The organism is Paenibacillus sp. EB106-06-01-XG199, assembly GCF_058791575.1.
The window spans coordinates 401,136-416,044 of the sequence record NZ_JBYTDQ010000004.1 but is presented as its reverse complement, the minus strand read 5'-3'; the positions used below and the strand labels follow the sequence as shown (position 1 = coordinate 416,044).

Annotated in this window: 16 protein-coding genes; 8 read left to right on the top strand and 8 right to left on the bottom strand. The window is 49.2% G+C overall.

Features of this window, described 5'->3' with window-relative positions; all coding sequences use genetic code 11:
- Positions 1 to 8: 8 nt before the first annotated feature.
- On the bottom strand, positions 9 to 833 hold the full coding sequence (locus tag AC3WT9_RS16965) for a carbonic anhydrase (protein ID WP_341090924.1): 825 nt from the start codon (positions 831 to 833) through the stop codon (positions 9 to 11).
- Positions 834 to 1,037: 204 nt separating this feature from the next.
- Between AC3WT9_RS16965 and AC3WT9_RS16960 the strand changes: the two genes are divergently transcribed.
- Positions 1,038 to 1,871 (top strand): metallophosphoesterase, encoded by an 834-nt coding sequence (locus tag AC3WT9_RS16960; protein ID WP_341090926.1) that lies wholly within the window; start codon positions 1,038 to 1,040, stop codon positions 1,869 to 1,871.
- 118 nt (positions 1,872 to 1,989) lie between these two features.
- Here the strand turns inward: AC3WT9_RS16960 and AC3WT9_RS16955 are convergent, their stop codons facing one another.
- Genes AC3WT9_RS16955 through AC3WT9_RS16945 form a run of 3 tightly spaced genes read right to left on the bottom strand, consistent with a single transcriptional unit; the run spans position 1,990 to position 5,015 of the window.
- Positions 1,990 to 3,255 (bottom strand): ABC transporter substrate-binding protein, encoded by a 1,266-nt coding sequence (locus AC3WT9_RS16955; protein WP_492407766.1) that lies wholly within the window; start codon positions 3,253 to 3,255, stop codon positions 1,990 to 1,992.
- A gap of 39 nt (positions 3,256 to 3,294) precedes the next feature.
- A complete protein-coding gene (locus AC3WT9_RS16950; RefSeq protein ID WP_342481331.1) occupies positions 3,295 to 4,134 on the bottom strand; it encodes a carbohydrate ABC transporter permease in 840 nt (279 codons plus the stop codon).
- The gene (locus AC3WT9_RS16945) at positions 4,134 to 5,015 is read right to left on the bottom strand and encodes a carbohydrate ABC transporter permease (protein ID WP_341377714.1); all 882 of its coding nucleotides are present in this window, start codon (positions 5,013 to 5,015) and stop codon (positions 4,134 to 4,136) included. The genes AC3WT9_RS16950 and AC3WT9_RS16945 overlap by 1 nt, the downstream gene beginning before the upstream one ends.
- 324 nt (positions 5,016 to 5,339) lie before the next feature.
- Between AC3WT9_RS16945 and AC3WT9_RS16940 the strand changes: the two genes are divergently transcribed.
- The 5 genes from AC3WT9_RS16940 (at position 5,340) to AC3WT9_RS16920 (ending at position 9,761) form a co-directional block, all read left to right on the top strand.
- On the top strand, positions 5,340 to 6,020 hold the full coding sequence (locus AC3WT9_RS16940) for a hypothetical protein (protein WP_341090930.1): 681 nt from the start codon (positions 5,340 to 5,342) through the stop codon (positions 6,018 to 6,020).
- A 295-nt stretch (positions 6,021 to 6,315) separates the two neighbouring features.
- On the top strand, positions 6,316 to 6,903 hold the full coding sequence (locus AC3WT9_RS16935) for a VOC family protein (protein WP_492407765.1): 588 nt from the start codon (positions 6,316 to 6,318) through the stop codon (positions 6,901 to 6,903).
- 142 nt (positions 6,904 to 7,045) lie between these two features.
- The gene (locus AC3WT9_RS16930) at positions 7,046 to 8,206 is read left to right on the top strand and encodes a serine hydrolase domain-containing protein (RefSeq protein WP_492407764.1); all 1,161 of its coding nucleotides are present in this window, start codon (positions 7,046 to 7,048) and stop codon (positions 8,204 to 8,206) included.
- A 164-nt stretch (positions 8,207 to 8,370) separates the two neighbouring features.
- The gene (locus AC3WT9_RS16925; protein ID WP_341090933.1) at positions 8,371 to 9,081 is read left to right on the top strand and encodes a TetR/AcrR family transcriptional regulator; all 711 of its coding nucleotides are present in this window, start codon (positions 8,371 to 8,373) and stop codon (positions 9,079 to 9,081) included.
- Between the two features lie 2 nt (positions 9,082 to 9,083).
- Positions 9,084 to 9,761 (top strand): sensor domain-containing protein, encoded by a 678-nt coding sequence (locus AC3WT9_RS16920; protein ID WP_492407763.1) that lies wholly within the window; start codon positions 9,084 to 9,086, stop codon positions 9,759 to 9,761.
- 117 nt (positions 9,762 to 9,878) lie between these two features.
- On the opposite strand, the gene AC3WT9_RS16915 is transcribed toward AC3WT9_RS16920, so the two are convergent.
- Positions 9,879 to 10,223, bottom strand: coding sequence for a hypothetical protein (locus AC3WT9_RS16915; protein ID WP_341090935.1), 345 nt, complete (start codon positions 10,221 to 10,223; stop codon positions 9,879 to 9,881).
- 106 nt (positions 10,224 to 10,329) lie between these two features.
- Positions 10,330 to 11,373 (bottom strand): chymotrypsin family serine protease, encoded by a 1,044-nt coding sequence (locus AC3WT9_RS16910; protein WP_341090937.1) that lies wholly within the window; start codon positions 11,371 to 11,373, stop codon positions 10,330 to 10,332.
- A 226-nt stretch (positions 11,374 to 11,599) separates the two neighbouring features.
- Here AC3WT9_RS16910 and AC3WT9_RS16905 point away from each other — a divergent pair, with 226 nt between their 5' ends.
- Positions 11,600 to 12,121, top strand: coding sequence for a DUF1036 domain-containing protein (locus AC3WT9_RS16905; RefSeq protein WP_341090938.1), 522 nt, complete (start codon positions 11,600 to 11,602; stop codon positions 12,119 to 12,121).
- Between the two features lie 115 nt (positions 12,122 to 12,236).
- Here AC3WT9_RS16905 and AC3WT9_RS16900 read toward each other — a convergent pair whose 3' ends face one another.
- Together AC3WT9_RS16900 and AC3WT9_RS16895 are read right to left on the bottom strand one after the other, a co-directional pair.
- Positions 12,237 to 12,602 (bottom strand): response regulator, encoded by a 366-nt coding sequence (locus AC3WT9_RS16900; protein WP_341090939.1) that lies wholly within the window; start codon positions 12,600 to 12,602, stop codon positions 12,237 to 12,239.
- 25 nt (positions 12,603 to 12,627) lie between these two features.
- On the bottom strand, positions 12,628 to 13,830 hold the full coding sequence (locus tag AC3WT9_RS16895; protein WP_341090941.1) for a sugar efflux transporter: 1,203 nt from the start codon (positions 13,828 to 13,830) through the stop codon (positions 12,628 to 12,630).
- A gap of 137 nt (positions 13,831 to 13,967) precedes the next feature.
- Between AC3WT9_RS16895 and AC3WT9_RS16890 the strand changes: the two genes are divergently transcribed.
- A complete protein-coding gene (locus AC3WT9_RS16890) occupies positions 13,968 to 14,858 on the top strand; it encodes a helix-turn-helix transcriptional regulator (protein ID WP_492407762.1) in 891 nt (296 codons plus the stop codon).
- The last annotated feature ends 51 nt before the right edge of the window (positions 14,859 to 14,909 follow it).

Sequence of the window (14,909 nt, the reverse complement as noted above, 5' to 3'; positions counted from 1 at the left end):
TTATCCTTTTATTTCTCGCTATCTATTTCCCGGGAGCCGAGCGCTTGTACGGGGCGATTATCATGCGGGAAAATGCCTTCGAATTTGCCGATTTGCTCATCAGACCATTGAACCGGATTTTCCAGGACGATCCACTGCACCCCTTCGGTACATGGAGGTGTGGTGAGTGATCCTTGGTAGCGGAACGAGTGAAGGTCTTTTGGAAGCAGCTGGTTCATATCGAAGACACCCTCAACTTGGACTTCCTGTTCGCTCTCCTCGGAGGGGAGCACGGACCAAAGCTTTTTCAGCTCAACATTTTCGGAGCCTTTAGTGATTAGGACACTCAGCACAGCAAGCGTCTCGTCTTCACTTTTATGGACAAAATGAAGCTCCATATCGGCATGTTTGCCATCTACCTCATGCTCGCTGGGCAGGTGGAAATGAAACTGCTGCAAGATATAAGTCTTTCCTTCAAGGGTGATACGGTTGTCCTGGTTCTTAAGGTTAACCTGGATCGTATGGCCGTTATTAATGATAGACACCGGGGATGGCGCATACTCAACCTTGATCGGGGACAGGCTCTCATCATCCTGCACTTTCTCAGGAAGAATGTTAATCGGTGACTGTGCCTTCCCTGTACTGCAGGTTGTGAACAGTTTATCCAGTTCAGCCCAGTGTTCCGGGGACGTTTCACCTTCATAGGACCAATGCGCAGGGTGGGCGCTTACTGTGGTAGCAGGTTCCTTATTCGCTTCTGCCTCGTCTTTCTGATCGTTGCTCCCGCATCCCGCCATCACAGACATGACCATGATGGGAAGCAGCATTCGGGACATCTTTTTGTTGATACGCATACGTCATCCTTCTTCCTTTTGAGTAGTGGTACATTTTAATTTATATTGTAAATATTGGCATGCTCAGCATCAAGTGAAAAAAGGCTCAAAGTTCTCAAAATGGTTCTAACTATCCAGGCCGCCAGCGAATCCAAGAACTTGCTATCCGAATCGAATATACATATAACCAGAAATTCTAATCCAGTTCGAAGAGGTGGTTTCCAAATGAAAAGGCAGGCAGGGCCAGTTAAGAAACGGAAGCTTTCACCCAGACCCCGGCCCCAAAACAGCTTGAAGCTTAAGGTGAAGCCGCAGATTATTAACTTTGCCGTGATCGGCGATAGTCATGTGGGCTATGGGAACAGCTCGGCTATTTTTAGAAAGCTTTTACCAAAAGCTGTGGGCAGCGGGAACAAGAAGTTTGTGATTTTTGGCGGGGATAATGCCCAGGCCGGAGCCAATCATGGAAATAATGCCGATGCCTTCTACAAGGACTTCAAGGATGCGGTTACCAGCACGCTCGGGAGCATTCCTTATAAAGCATCAATAGGAAATTGGGAGGCAAGCACTCAGTCCTTGTTCAAACAATATTTAGGTGCGGTTGCCGGGCAAATGAATTTCCCCGGGACGCAGGCAAAGGTGAAGTATGTATGGCTGGATTGTGCGCTAGGGGCATTCACACCGGAAAGCCTAAATATTCTTAAAAATCTAGACGACCGCCATTATTATATTATTGATTTTCATTGGCCATTGAAAGTGAGCGGGATTACGGTTGCTCCCAGTCATGTGTTAAGCGGGGCGGAGACGAACAAGTTTTTTACGGCGATTCCAGCAAAAGTGAGAGATAAAGTGCTGGCCATATTTACACACCACGGGCATTTGTTTTATCGGAAGCTGGCCAATATTTATCCGGGGTTCCCTACAACTAAATTCTTCGTGTGCGGATGTTCAGGGGATTATAAATGCAAGCCAAACGGTGATCGGGGGTATTACAACGCCACATTGACCATTAATGGGTCTGCTGTTTCTGTGAATGCTTATAAGGTGCCGGTTATGTAGCTCGAGACTAAAAACCAATAAATCTATTGCACGAAATACAGCAGAATGCGATTTACCGGAGAATAATGAGCATTCTACTGTATCGAGTGCAATTATATGAATAAAAGTCCTCATGCAATTACTGCACACTCAGATTATCCCAATTGATCTGGAACTCCTTCAGCATGCCTTCTTTAGTCAGCTTGCCGCCGAGATAACCTTGAATGCTGCTGGATAACTCCTGCGGCATTCCGTTCGGCAGACGCGACCAGTTCCAAGTCAGCGCCTGATCCTTGTCTGTATAGTCCAGCACCTCAGCGCCAAGTGCACCGAGTTCCTCTTCGGTTCCCTTAATGCTGTCGAGCGCAGGGATGAACTGGAATTCCTTGGTGATATATTGCTTGCCGGTCTCCGAGGTAACGAGCCAATCCAGGAAGATTTTAGCTTCCTCTTTAACCGGGGAGAACTTGTTGACTACCCAGTTGCTTGGCACCCCTACATAGAGCTTATCGTTATCTTCCGGGGTATCGTCAATCGGCATCGGCAGGATGCCCAGGTTCAGATCCGGGTCAATCCCGTCAATCTGGCCTTGGGTCCAGTTGCCCTGCTGCATCATCGCGGCTTCCCCGCTGGCCACCATGGTGACCTGGGTATTATAGTCGGTCGAGAGTGGATTCTTGTTCCCGTATTCCACCGTCAGGTCAAGCAGGTCGATCCACTTGGAGAAAACCGGGTCTCCGGCGAAGGACTTGGAGCCGTCCGTCAGACCGGTGATGAATGCTTCGGGATCGGGCTGCTGGGCGAAGGCTACGTTCACATTGTGGTTACCGAGCACGAACCATTCCTGATAGCCGTTGGCAAAAGGTGTGATCCCTGCAGCCTTCAGCTTTTCGGCAGCCTCGCGCAGAGCGGCCAGAGTCAGCGGCTTCCCGGTAATTCCGGCTTGCTTGAACAAATCCTTATTATAAATGAAGCCGTATCCTTCCAGATTCATGGGCATGCCGTAGAGCTTGCCATCTACAGTCATTTGTTGGGCAGCCAGCGGCTTCACATCCTTAGCCCAGGCTTCTCCGCTCAGATCCTCCAGATATTCCAGCCACATGTTGCGCTCATTGTTGCCGCCGATAGTGAAGATGTCCGGCTCATCCCCGGACGAGAACTTCGCCCTTAGGGAAGCGCCATAGTCGCTGCCGCCGCCGACGCTCTGAATCTCCAGCCGGATGTCCGGGTGTTCCTTCTCGAATTCAGTCTTGAGCGAAGCCAGTGCTTCGGAGATCTCGACCTTGAACTGGTAGATATGCACCGTTTTGATTCCACCCGCATTGTCGCTGCCGCGTCCACAACCGGCCGTTAGCAGGGCCAGCAGCAGGGAGCCTGCGAGGAGAATTCCACGTTTTTTATTCATATTGATTCATCCTCTCTGCCTGAAAAGTCACATGTATCGTCAGCCCTTGACGGAGCCTTGGGCGATCCCTTCAATAATATACTTCTGCATCAGCAGGAAAAAGATGACTACAGGTGTAATCCCGAGCACGAGACCCGGAAGCGCCAAATCCCACTGCTTCGTATATTGCCCGAAAAAGCTGTAAGTGGCGATGGGAATGGTGCGGAGGGATGGGGCCTGCAGAATGAGAGAAGGCATCAGGTAATCGTTCCAGATCCACAGGGTGTTCAGAATAATGACGGTGACGATGATCGGCTGCATCAGCGGCAATACGATCCGGAAAAAAGTACCGTAGGGGCTGCTGCCATCCACCCGCGAAGCCTCTTCAATGTCGATGGGTACCGATTTGACGAAGCCGTGGAAAAGAAAAACGGTCATTGGCGCACCAAACCCCAAATACGCCAAAATCAGACCGGCCGTCGAATCCATTACGCCCAGGCTGCTGACGATCTGCACCAGCGGAATCATGATCGCCTGGAAAGGAATAACCATGGCCGCTACGAGCGCGATATAGAGGAAGCGGTTGTATCTGCTGTTGTTGCGGACCATTTTATAGGCACACATGGAGCAGAGGAAAGCCAGCAGGATATTGCTGATTACCGTGACGACAAAAGAGTTCAGGAAAGCACGCGGGAAATTGGTAGCTTTCCACGCTTCGGCATAGTTGCTCCACTGGAACACGGAGGGCAGCGCAGCGGAATCCGAAAGAATCTCGCTGTAGCTTTTGACCGAATTGGCTAGCAGGAAGTAAAACGGAACCAGAAAAACAAGCGCCAGCACAATCATCAGTAACTCGGCAAACAGCAGGGGGACACTGGATTTTTTGGCGGTAGTCTCCATTACAGCTCCACCTCTCTTTTCTTGGTTGCACTAACCTGCAGCAGGGAGATGACGGCCACAATGACGAAGAAGACCATTGCTTTGGCCGACCCCATGCCGAACCGGCTGATCGTGTAGGCCTCATTGTAAATATTAAGCGCGACCGATTCGGTAGCCTTGAAAGGGCCGCCTTTGGTCAGCGACAGGTTCAGGTCGAATAGCTTGAAGGACCAGGAGATGGACAAGAATAAGCAAACGGTTACAGCCGGCATCACCAGCGGAATGGTGACATGGCGCAAGGCTTGCATACGTCCGGCCCCGTCCACTTTGGACGCTTCGATCAGGCTCTGCGGCACGTTGTTGATGGCCGAGATGTAGATCACCATCAGATAACCTGCATTTTGCCACACGAAGACGATTACAATAGCCCAGAATGCAGTGGCTTCCGTGCCGAGCCAAGGCAGATTAAAGAAGGACCAGCCGGTGGCCTGTCCCATGGAGGCAAACCCTCTAACAAAAATAAACTGCCAGATGAATCCGAGCAGCAAACCGCCAATGACATGGGGGACAAAAAACACCGTTCTCAGCACATTGCGCGTAAATAGCTTGCGGGTCAGCACATAAGCGAGTGTGAATCCGAGCAGATTCGTCAGCACCAGTCCAAACAAAGTAAACTTCGCGGTGAACCAGAACGAATTCAGAAATGAAGGGTCTTTGGTGAAAATATGTAAATAGTTCCGCAGCCCGGTCCACTCGACATGCCGTGAGATTCCGTTCCAACTGGTAAACGAATAATAAAGGCCCAAAAAGAATGGAATCAGCACAATAACAAGGAAAAACAGGGAAGTTGGCCCGACAAAAATAAACTGCTGCATCAGGCGTGATCTTTTTTTATGGTCCATCGTTCCTCACCCCTCTGTATAAAGTAAATATTTCATTAAATAACCGGATCACCGATTAACCAAACAAGGAAAGCTATAATTTACCAGATTTTACTCGCTGGAGTGTCTGACAATGGCATTCATTATGGTCGGGCTCAAGTAGATGAACAGGGGGAAGACCCGGTGTTTGGCGGGGCGAATTATACTCACAATATCACCGTGCGGTGATGTCATTGACGCGAGAAAACTATAAGCTCTATAATCTAAAAAAACGGACGAAGAACGTCCCGTACTCCATGGCAAATTGGGGTGCGGGATTTTTTTGTGCAGAGGAGGAAGCTGGGAATGGGTTTTGCTGAAGAACACCAAAAGTGGCTGGATTCTCATAAGAACCGTAGAACAGGAGAACGACTTGACCGGTTGGTGCGAGGGCATGGGCATGGTGAAAAAATGTTTGTGGAGCGGGTCTGGTGGCCGATTTTTGGACATATGGATGATCTTCATCCGGAGTACGAGGTCTCGGATTGGCGGGGACGGCCTTATTTTGTTGATCTGGTCTGGAAACCGGGACAGGTTAAGTTTGCCATTGAGATCAAAGGGTACGGGCCACATGTGCAGCAGGCCGATCGGACCAGGTACCGGCAGGAATTAAACAGAGAAACTTATCTGCAAATTGCAGGGTATCGTGTAGTCGCGGTTCCCTATGATGATTTGGAATCTGTACCGGAGCTGACAATTCCTCTATTTAAAACTTTATTGGCTCCAAGCTTGTTGAAGATTGCGGATGGGGAGAGTCGTCCGTACAGCAGGCTGGAGAGGGACATTCTACGGATGGCGACACGTTGGAATGGGTTCATCCGGCCTGTTGATCTAGTGAACAAGCTTGGAGTGAATCCACGTACAGTCAAGAAATCTATGAACTCTTTGTGTGAAAAAGGGAAGTTTAGACCTGTGCTGGCCCAGGGTAGCAATCGAATTTGCCGATATGAATTTATACACTCGTTCATGGATAACGAGCTATGGTAATCCTCTAATATCTCCGGAATTGGGCAAAGTGGCGGAATGAGATGTAAAAATGCTTCTCATATCGCCGAAAGTAGGCAAAGTGGTGGGATGAGAGGTAAAAATGCTTCTCATATCGCCGAAAGTAGGCAAAGTGGTGGGATGAGAGGTAAAGATGCCTCTCATTTCACTCCTCTCGTGAGCTGGTACGGTATTTTGTTCGCCGATTCCTCACTAGGAACGGTTTCAGCACAGGCTTGATAGCCCTTTCATAGTGTGGGTATGGTGGATTGGTCACACTAGAAGGAGGTTGAGGCACATGTCAGGAGTTCTTGGCAATCATTTCGTTACGCAGATTGGGATTTTGGTGAATGATATTGAGAAGGTAAGCCGGGAGTATGCGGACTTTTTTGGACTGGCGGTTCCGGAAATTATCATTACCGACACGGCAGATATTGCCCAGACCCGGTATAACGGCGGGGCGACGGAGGCGCGGGCCGAGCTCGCTTCCTTGCAGCTGGAACTGATTGAGCCGGATCATCAGCCGAGCACTTGGCGCGATTACTTGAATGAGCATGGGGAAGGGCTTCATCATATCGCTTTTGTAATCGAAGGAATAAACAGCACTCAATATGTTCTCACAGCAGCTGCATGTGTATTTGCAAGAACGCGGCGTACAGGTGCTGAGCGTACACCCCGGCTGGATGCATACGGATATGGGCGGGAAAGAGGCGCCGACGAACCCGCGCAGCAGTGCCGAGGGCATTATCAGCCTGATCGAGCAACGCCGCGCTCCGGAAGGGCATTTCATGTTCGTAGATTATACAGGCAAAGATATGAAGATATAATCAGCCGCAGCCAGGTGCTGCGGTCCCAGAAACGTGTGCGGATGAGGCTGTATTTGTGAGTTTTATAAGGCGGGAATACAATCGGGGAAGGTAAAGCAGATTTTCCGGAAAATCCGGGATGTACTCCAGAAAACAGAGATGTTAATATATTCACATAGTGCTTAACACATCTATTAACGAGTGCTTAATGGAGGAATATCTATGAAAAAACTATCGTTGAGTTCATTAGAACAGGCGGGTGTTTCAGCTTGCGGTGTTCAGCGCATTCAGACAGCTGCAGCGCAAATGGTTGAGGACAACATTACGCCCGCACAAGTGATTGTGGCCGCGAGAAGGGGAATTGTAATCGTCCATCAAGCGAATGGAACCCTCGGACCTGAGCCAGACGCAGCCGAATTAGCTGTTGACACGTTATTTCCACTCTGCTCCATAACGAAGCTGTTTACCGCAACAGCCGTTATGATCTTGGTTGAACAAGGGAAGATAGGACTGAATAGACCTGTTTCGGATTATATCCCCGAGTTTACAGGAGAAGGGAAATCAAAGGTTTGCGTGCATCATTTGTTGACACACACCTCTGGTCTGGATGTTGGGGTCATCCGGTTGAATGGAACTGAGAAACTGGCAAAGGGAGAGTTCCCTGCAAGCGAACCCAATCAGGATCCGGAAATTCATCAATACTTGTACGGCGGATATGATGCACCGCTTAGCTTCGAGCCAGGGACTGTCATGTCTTATTGCGGGTATGGTTATGAGCTGTTGGGTGAAATTATCCGGCGCACCAGCGGTCAAGCTTATGATGAGTTCGTAAAGGAAAGCATTTTTAAACCGCTTGGAATGGAAAATACATATTATCGGGTTCCGCAGGAAGCACGCAGCAGAGTCGTCAGACGCATACCGGAGGCAGCTTGTGCAGAGTGGATAGAAACCGAAGAGCAATTAAATTCTGTATCGGCCGGGGGCGGTGCTTACTCTACTGCCCTGGATCTGGCTGTATTTGGGCAAATGTTTCTGAACGGCGGAAGTTATAACGGGACACGGCTGCTCAGTCCGGTAACTGTAAAAGAAATGACACGCAATCAAATTCCCGGTGTATCCTCGCAATATCGGGATGAGGTATTTCCTGAAGCGTATTGGGGATACGGCTGGGCGGTTAACGGGACAAAACGTGATGGCGGAGACCTATTCTCACCGCAAGCCTATTCGCATTGGGGTGCAGCCGGGCCTTTTCTCTGCGTCGATCCGGTCTATCAGACAGTAACCGTTCATTTTTCTGTGGAGCTTGACCACCGGAAGCCATTTAAAAATATGTACGTTGATTACTTCAACAATACCGTTCTTGCGGCAATAACAGACCTATAAGGGTAGTCGTTTCGGCAACTCGTCAAATTGAAGCTTGTATGCAGCTTGTCTAAGGACAGGCTGCTTTTTTTGCGTGAACGGTAAAAACTTCAATTTCAAAATATTGACAATGATCCTGATGCTGCGTAAGATGAGAATAACAAAAACGACAATGTGTCGTTATTTTGAGTGAGGGGGAACAATGTATTCCAAAGGTTAGTGAGGCATATACAGAGAATAGAATCAATGAAATTTTGGATGCAGCGCTGGAGGTTAGTGCGCGTAAACCGCTGCATAAAGTAACAATGAAGGATATCGTGAGACAGACCGGACTGAGCCAAGGGGGCGTCTATAAGTATTTTGCCAATATTGAAGAGGTGTGGTTTGCGTTGTCCAACCGTTTTGATCTGGAGATAGATTTCAAAGGTTTTTTAACGCAGCTTTTTGCGGCCAGCCGTTCGCCTGAGCAGACCCTTCGCGCAATCTTTACCTTCATCGGGCAAGAGATTACGGCCTCTATGGAGAGTGGCTACAGCAAATTGGCTTTTGAGCTAAATGCAATCTATGCCAGTCAGCCGGAGCTGGTTAAGAAGCAGCTTGCTGAGCAGGCTGCGGAAGCAGAAGCCGAGTCCGGGCACGGCTACAATTATTTCTTTCAGCAATTGATGAATTATTGTGCAGAAGGTGAAGCTAAAGGCCAGTTCCGGCCCCTTGTTCCCTTAACCGACATCCTGATGCTCATTCAGGTAACCGTGGATGGAATCATCCGCGATGCCACGCTGGAGCTGTGTTTTGCCGGTGATGAGCTCCCTGCTGAATTAAGTGTGCGGCAGAGTGTGGAGCGGCTGATGGACAGCTTGTACATTTCTACAATGACCTTATTAGGAGGCTTTTAATTATGCGTAAACCAAGCGCACTAAAGTCCTGGCTCCTGCTCATCCTGTCCCTTCCAAAGGGGATCGCGGCGTTTGTAATTGCCGTTACAGGCATATGTGCCGGCTTGCCGCTGCTTATTCTAGGGATTGGACTGCCTTTACTGGCTGCAACATTTACCCTATGCCGCTGGATGATGGCCAAGGAGGTGCAGGCGGTAACAGGGTGGATGCAGGGAGAAGAGCAACCGCTCCAAGCTGAGGACTCCCGATCCATTGTGGATTGGAAGGATTGGCGTTCCATGCTGTCTATTCTTTTAAATAGTAAGAGCTACCGGGGGATCCTCTATAGTATAGCCCGGCTTCCCGTAGGCATTGCCGGGTTTACCCTTGCTGTCACGCTTCCCGCCGTTGTTATTGCGATTATATTGTCACCGGCAGCTTACAAGTTAAGCAAGGTCTTATCCCTTTCTTTTGATCTGTATTCCTTTGACGGGACGATGAATCTTTTCTTGCCGTGGCTCAATGTATATCAGCGTTCCTGGGTAGCGGCTGCAATCGGCATAGTGCTGGTCCTGTTGCTGCCTATGACTATAAGGGGGTTGGGGAGATTATATTCCGCCTGGATTGGGGGGATAGCCGGTGACCTCACCTATGGAATGAAACCTGTGTCTATTAACAAGGGTGCAGGGTCGAGAGTATAGCAGGGCAGGTTTAACTTTTATAAAAAGAGACACGATACCCTAGGGATATCGTGTCTCTTTAAAATGCAACGGCTCCCCTCAAAGGGGAGCAGCCATTTCTTTTTGCACTCTCTGCTATTAGCGGCGTGACTTGGTAATCAGGAACGGAATGACGCTTCTTGCAACGCCTGTCGGGTTTTCAAGGATGATAACCCACTCCGAGTCGCTGTTCGGGAAGCTGTCTGTCGGCCAGGCGGAAGTCAAATCGGAAATGGTCCATCCCGCACTAACGACAGCTCTGCCTGTTCCAGCAGATAAAAAGAGGAAAAGAAAGTCGTTGGCTTCGATGGTTACAGCGGGAAACTGAATACGGCGGAAACCATTTCCAAGGTTTTGCGTGGAGCGTGCTCTGTTTGGCCGCAGGGTGACTCTTTTACCTTTACCTTTGGCTTTTTTTCTAAGTGCTAGTTTTTTTACTGCCATTTTCTGCTCGCCTCTTTCTTCGTAGGATAGATTATCTTACGAAGAAAGAGGGTTGTGAGCTTGTATGAATGTACATGGAGATTAATCCAAATTATTCTAGAGTTGCTTATTTAGATTTTGGCCGGATTACCTTAAGCATGGAAAGCTCTTTCGGAGTGAGCCGGGGGGTATAAGCAGCATTGCCGTTATGGGTATCTACAACCTTTACCCGGCCTGCTCCCTGTCCCCCAGGACGTGCTACACGCACCCGGAGTGCCCGGAGTGCCCAATCGACGGGAAAGGCAACCGAAGTCTTTCCGTCCTCTGTACCGGCGTAATTCACAGCCGCCGCGAAATTATCCGCGCTTCTTAGCCAGACAGAACCGGAGTCTCCAGGAAGCGATACCGGTGTATCACTCAGAATGATCGATTGATTGCGGAAGGTTAGCACGCCTACATCCCTACCATAATCTACCTGTACATCCGTATTCACCGAATCGACTCTTCCCCTAGTCAGACCTGTTGTCCGCCCTACTTTTTTGAAACGCTCCCCTACACGGTAGGAAGTGACATGACCCGGAATGGTGCCTACCGTTGCATATTTCGGACTGAGAATGCTGTTTCTTACAGGGCGGGACAAGGCCGCATCTATGCGGTTAGTTCCATTTGTCTTCAAAGTTACAAAACGCGATAAATACCCGACCCGATCCCGTACGGTCCGCCCTTCATCCGCGCCGCCCGGCTGCAGCGTTTCCGCCCGGTTGTTGGAGTTGGTCGGATTGGTAAGCACGTGGTTATTGCTGAGCACATACAGCTGATTGCCGCTGCTGACAATTAAGCCTGCGGTTCCTGAACCGCCGGTCGTACCAATACTGTAGCCTGCTACGACTGGACGAATCCGGTCCTGGTAACTTGCATTGCTGCGTATTTTTTTGGTCTTTACTACCCGGATGGGGACATTTATAGGTTTGCCTTTGAGCAGCGAGGAGAATTTTGAGCCCCAACCCAGGGCGGTACTGCTCACGGCGTTAGCGTAGAGGATCACGGCTGCGCCTTTTTTGGGATGTTTGGGGTCGTAATACCCTATCCCGACTCCATGAATTTTCCGGTTCTTGAGCACGGTACTTGCTATGTTTTTCTTTATCACAAGAGCTTCAGCAAATGTTGCCACTGTTTCATCACCTAACCTCATTAGAATAAGATAGTATATTATCCTGAGGTGTAAAAGGCATGGGCGATTATCCGCTCTTTTATGAAGTCCAGAGGCGATTTATTTATTTTGTCTTACATGCCGCACAATGACTGGAATGTCAATATGCCCTATTTGTCTAACAATAAACTATTGTCCAGCCCCTTTATTCACTATTTTCATATGATGCAGGGTAAGGAAAAAAGTGATGAAGGGAATGAAGACAATGGGGCTTAATTTTCGCAACAGTACAAGTGAGACGATATTTGTTGCCTATGCTTACCCGGATTTCAGCTGTTCTCCTGTCAACTACGCCACAATCGGCTGGTACCGGATCGAACCGGGCCAGTCGAGACAAGTGTGGAGCGGGTATGCCGGGGGCAACACATTCTTTTACTATGCAGAGAGTGACAGCTATACCTGGTCAGGGGGATACTATACAGAGATCCCTAATGACGCCTTCAATCAGTGCTGGGACAGCGACTGCAACGACTGCAGAGAACTTGGCTTTCGTAGAATTCCTGTCAGATCCAGCGTCCGCAACTACACAGTTGTGTTAATCTCCAGCAGCAGCCGAAGCAAAAAAGGGTTAATCCATCTTCGGACAGCATTGCCTACAAAGCCTGGAAAACGGCTAACGCGCAGAGTTCCGCTGAAGGCCAGAAAGCTAGCCCCGGGAAGACCTGTTTTGGCCAAACGCAGAGCCGTGCCTAAAAGACGGAGAAGATAGTGAACGCAAAAAACTTCCTTTTTATCTTTGAATAGACTGGATGAATGCAAAAAGAGTGCACCTATCATGGATAGGGCACTTTTTTTTTCTAAATCAAAGGATGTATTATCCCGGATTATCCGGTGACGGCAAAGGCTCTCATTAACGCGCCTTCCAGCTCACAAGTATCAATAGGTTTCAGCAGGGAAACAATGCCCCCTTTGCTGAAAGCTTCGAGGACAAACGGATGGCTGCTGGTGACAATAATTGTACTCTGCGGATATTGGGTATTGGCAAGGCGTTCAGATAAAGGCGCTTCTCCGAGCAGCAGCAGCTTGGCATCGGTCACAATAATATCCGGTTCATGTTCGGTAATCAGCCGAAGGGCTTCCTGATCGCAATTGGCTTCAAGAATAACCTCCTCTTTAAAATGAAGCTGTTTCAGCATCAGCTTCAGGTGATTGCGTACATGAGGTTTGTCGTCAACAAGCATGATTTTCATAATATTTCCTCCTGTCTGGTTGCATTTAGGATTCATACACCTTTTGTGCGGAGTAGCGCTGGGGGAGCAACATAAGTGCAAGGGAGAATACAACAAGCAGCAGGCAGCCCCAGTAAGCATTGCGGTATCCGACCCACTCGGCAGCGGCCCCTCCGGCCAGACTTCCGGCCAGCCGTCCGATGGTAGTGGCATTGGTATATAACGTTGAAGCATATCCGGGCAGATCAGGGAGCAAATCCTGAATGTAGCTGATTCCGATGGCCGAAATCACGGCAACAAAGAAAGCCAGCAGCACCTGTCCGGCCAAGAGATGCCATAATTGTGTCGAGGCAAGCACCAAAATATAATAAGCCGCCCCCAGTAGTATCCCCCAGAACATCAGCACACGATTGGAGGTTTTGGCAGACAATACCCCTAATACGAGCATGAATGGAATCTCCAGCAGCGCACAAATACTCGAGACCGTAGCTACATTCTGCGTACTGCCGCCCAAGGTGTTAATGATGAACAATGAGATATTCAGATTGTTAAGCCAGTGCCCGGCATATAACAGGGTCAGCACCAGAAACGGGATAAGCACTCTGGCGTTCTGATGCAGCTTCAGCTGCGTTGCGGTTTGAATACCAGCTGGCTTCTTTGATACGGGACGTTTCACGAAAAAGCAGACCAGCAAGGCATTAAGCAAGAAGATCAATGAGGTGCTCATAAAAATACCCTGGAACCCCAAGTGATTAAGGATAATAGAGCCGATCAGCGGGCCGGTGATAAACCCCAGGGAGAACATCGAGCGCAGACTGGAATTGGCAAAGGCATGGTCGGCGGACGGGCTGGTGTTTACCGCTTCCCGCGCACTGGCGAATAACTGCGGCATGGCCGGAGCACCAAATGCAGTGAAGACCGTCATGTACAGCAGCAACGCATAAAATTCGTGGATGAATAAATAACCGGCAAAAGCCAGTGCGTTGAACAGCATGGCTGTGAACATGAGTGTTTTACGGTTCAGTCCGGAATCGGAGCGTTTGGCAATGATCGAGCTGAGCCAGACCCCGCTGATTAAGGTCACTGCGGTAAAGATTCCGAAGGTTCCTGCGGAAACTCCCAGCTTTGTTGTGAAATAAACGGCCAAAAAGGGAGAGCTGATGGAAATGGCCATCCCCTGCAGCATCATGCAGATCATAAACAGGGAGTAGCTTGGAATCAGGAAAAGCTGGCGGGTTCGCGTCAACATGTACGTAAAGTTTCTCCTTCACTTTCTAGCCTTGCGGTTATCTCTTTGATTTGGTTATAGTATAGATAATGGCTTGCGATTATTAAATGTTTTATCTGATTGAAAAGCTCTACTATTTGGCTGAGGCGGTGAACGATATGGACCTGAGGCTGCATGCCTGCGCCTATTCTTTTCATACACTTCCGTTTAAATCTTCCTTTACGCCGCCACCGTTTTTCCTGTTCCGGCTGCAGGTGGTGGGCAGCTGCAGGGCGCTTGTAGACGGCAAAATGAGTCTTGTCCAGCCAGGCGACTTATTAATCTATCGTCCTGGAGAGCCATATCATTTAGAGGTAGATGCAATTAACGGAAAAATCGAAAGCGGCGACTATTATTTACTGTGTGAAGGTTCTTGGATCGAAGAATGGTGGGAATCCCAGCTCCGGCTGACTCAGCAGAGAGTTCATCTGGATGAAGGTATGCTCTCGTTATGGCAGCAGCTCAGCATCGAGCAGCACCGTATCGCACAAGGTAACCCTGAGCTGATCCGGCATTTATTGTGTGCGCTATGCCTATCTTTTGACCGTTTGTCGGGTGAAGCTGTCTCAGGGCCTAACCCGCAGGGACGCTCGAATGAACTGGTCTTGCGGATGAGACGTTATATTAACAAAAATGCGCTGAATCCGCTAAGAGTGGAGGAAGTTGCCAGATTTGCCGGACTCAGTGTATCCAGAGCCGTACATCTTTTTAAAGAGCTGACGGGTTATACCATTATCCAGTATACACAGGAGATTCGCCTGTCCAACGCCCTGGAGCGTATCCGGTTTACCGACTTAAGCCTGGAGAATATTGCCGGGAGCTGCGGCTTCGGGACGTATTCCTATTTTCACAAGGTATTCAAAGCCAGGTACGGCCTTTCTCCCAAGGAAATCCGCAGCCGGCCGGCTTCGGCAGAGCTGAACTACCAGGACAGCAGATTTGTTATCCATCACGCGGACGGTAATCTGTCAGGCATCTCCCCGGATGCCCGGCGTTTTCTCAGTTCATGATTAGAATCTCTAATTATGAACTGATTTTTATTACAATTGTTAAGGTGTTGC